Below are 2,551 nucleotides of genomic sequence, written 5' to 3'. Positions count from 1 at the left end.
CGGCCGGGCGCTACCCGGCCGTCGTGCTGCCGTCCAGCTGGGGCCTCAACGACCTGGAATACCTGGCCCAGGCGAAGATCCTCGCCGCCCGCGGGTACGTCGTCGTGTCCTACACGCCCCGCGGCTGGTGGTTCTCCGGCGGAGAGATCAACACAGCCGGCCCCGCCGACATGGCCGACCTGTCCACGGTCATCGACTGGACCATCGCCAACACCGCCACGGACCCGGCCCGCATCGGCGCGGCCGGCATCTCCTACGGCGCCGGGCTCAGCCTGCTCGGCTCGGCGTTCGACCGGCGCATCCGGGCGGTCGCCATGATGAGCGGCTGGACCGACCTGAGCCACTCGCTGTACGCCGACTCGACCCGGCACCGGCAGGCCCCCGGGCTCCTGAAGGTGGCCGCCGATCTGCTCGGCCACCCGGGCCCCGAGCTGACCGGCAAACTCGGCGACTTCGCGGCCAACCGCAACGTCGACGAGGTGCTGGCCTGGTCCCGGACCCGCTCGGCAGCCACCTACGTCGACGCCATCAACGCGAACCGTCCGGCGGTGCTGATGGCCAATGCGTGGGGCGACTCGTTCTTCCCGCCGAATCAGCTGGTCGACTTCTTCGGCCGGCTGACCGGGCCGAAGCGCCTGGAACTGCGCCCCGGCGACCACGCGATCGCCGAGCTCACCGGCATCCTGGGCCTGGACAACGAGGTCTGGGCCGGCGTGTTCCGCTGGTTCGACCAGTACCTGGCCGGCGTCGACACCGGCATCGCCGCCGAACCGCCGGTGCTGATCAAGCCGTACAACGCGGGCACCGAGAGCTACGCGGCGTGGGGTGCCCTGGACGCGTCGACCCGCCGCTACGGCCTGGGCCAGATCCGCAAGCTGGACGGAACGGGCCTGCTCGGCGGCGCACCGAGCACCGGGTGGACCAAGACCATCCCGACGGACGCGAACACCACGGCGGACGGCGGGGCCGTGCTCATCACCAACGGGCTGGCGGCGTTCACCGGCCAGCAACCGAAGATCTGGCTGCCGACGGTCAGCCGGGCCCGCGCGGGCGTCTGGGCCGCCGCACGCCCGGCGACGCCGCAACGGATCCGCGGCATCCCGAAACTCCACCTCGAACTGAGCGGAACGGCGCCGCGGGGCACGCTCGTGGCCTACCTGTACGACCTGGACGCACTCGGCAACGCAGGACTGATCACTCACGCCCCGACGACGTGGCTCGGCACCGCCGGGGGTCACCGCAGTGTGGACCTCGCCCTGCCGGCTACCGCATTCGACCTGCCGGCCGGCCACTCCCTCACCCTGGTCGTCGACACGGTCGATCCCCTGTACTACGACGAGAACGCCCCGGACGACACAGTCACGATCGGCGGCGGCTCCTACCTCGACCTGCCCCTGAAGTAGTCCGCAGCGGCTCCCGGCGCTCGCCACCTCGGTGCGCCGGAGCTCGTGCGGTCGGCGCCACAACCGCCTAGGCATCCTAGGAACCTGGTTTGCTGTCGTCGCGGCTGGGGTGCGCGGAATCGGGAGGAAACCCGTCGGGCCGAAGCCTGGACCCCGCCGGCGCCGGCCGGGCGGGCGAGGAACCAATCAAGCGGCCAAGCCCGCAAGGAGCCGCTCAAACAGCCACGCCCGCAAGGAGCCGCTCAAGCGGCCACGCACGCGAGCAGCCGCTCAAGCGGCAGCGCAGGGCGTAGGGGCTCCCCCGGCCACAAACGTCCGCATCGCTGCCAGCGCCTCGTCGACCGTTGCGACCTTGGCCGTGGCCAGCCCGGGCACCGCGTTCTGGAGCGCCTCGGCGCAGTTCCCCTCGGGCACCAGGAACAGCTCAGCCCCCGCCGCCCGGGCACCGAGGAGCTTCTGCGGGATGCCGCTGATCGGCCCGACCCCGCCCGCCTCGTCGACCGTTCCGGTGCCGGCGATGATCCGCCCGCCCGTGAGATCGGCCGGGGTCAGCTTGTCGATGATGCCCAGGGTCAGCATCAGCCCCGCGCTGGGCCCGCCGATCTCGTCCACGTCGATCTGAATCTTGACCTGCCCGGACGGAGAGCCCAGCACGCGCAGAGCGGCCTTCTCCGCGTTGCCCACCGACGAGGCGAACTGCTCGGCGTTGCGCCGGTCGACCTGCTCGGCGCTCTGCCCCGCCGGGTAGACCCGGCTGCGCGGCGCCACCGCCCGGTCACCGTCGAACCAGGCCTGCACCGCTTCCCGCAGCCCGACCTCGGTGTCCACCAGTACGGTGGTCAGCCGCAACTGCCCCGCCGAGTCGGACGCCTTGCCGCCGCTCACCGCGATGACCTGCGCACCCTCGTGCCGGCCCAGCGTGTCCACGGTGGGCCCCGGCTCCAGCACCACGTACGGCAGCGGCCAGAACCGGATCCCGGCGCCCAGCAGCACGGTGACCACCGCACCCGCGACGAGCGCTACGCCACGACGTCTCATGCCCGGGAGCGTAACGATGCCGGGGTCAGCAGGAGCACACCGGTGACGCCGGCCAGGCCCGCGGCCACCGCCCAGGCCACCGCGGTGCCGGACCCGCCGATGGTCGCGGC

2 protein-coding genes are annotated in these 2,551 nt (G+C 72.6%); one reads left to right on the top strand and one right to left on the bottom strand.

Annotated elements, in window-relative coordinates:
• On the top strand, window positions 1–1,403 hold a 1,403-nt coding region (locus AB0C29_RS43090), incomplete at its 5' end, for a CocE/NonD family hydrolase (protein ID WP_360833390.1).
• Window positions 1,404–1,673: 270 nt separating this feature from the next.
• On the opposite strand, the gene AB0C29_RS43085 is transcribed toward AB0C29_RS43090, so the two are convergent.
• Window positions 1,674–2,441, bottom strand: coding sequence for a S16 family serine protease (locus tag AB0C29_RS43085; protein WP_360833388.1), 768 nt, complete (start codon window positions 2,439–2,441; stop codon window positions 1,674–1,676).
• Window positions 2,442–2,551 lie beyond the last annotated feature (110 nt).

The sequence above is a fragment of the Actinoplanes sp. NPDC048791 genome (assembly GCF_040650095.1).
Classification (GTDB): domain Bacteria; phylum Actinomycetota; class Actinomycetes; order Mycobacteriales; family Micromonosporaceae; genus Actinoplanes.
Note: the sequence above shows the minus strand (reverse complement) of the source record. Positions and strands in the feature narration are given on the sequence as shown.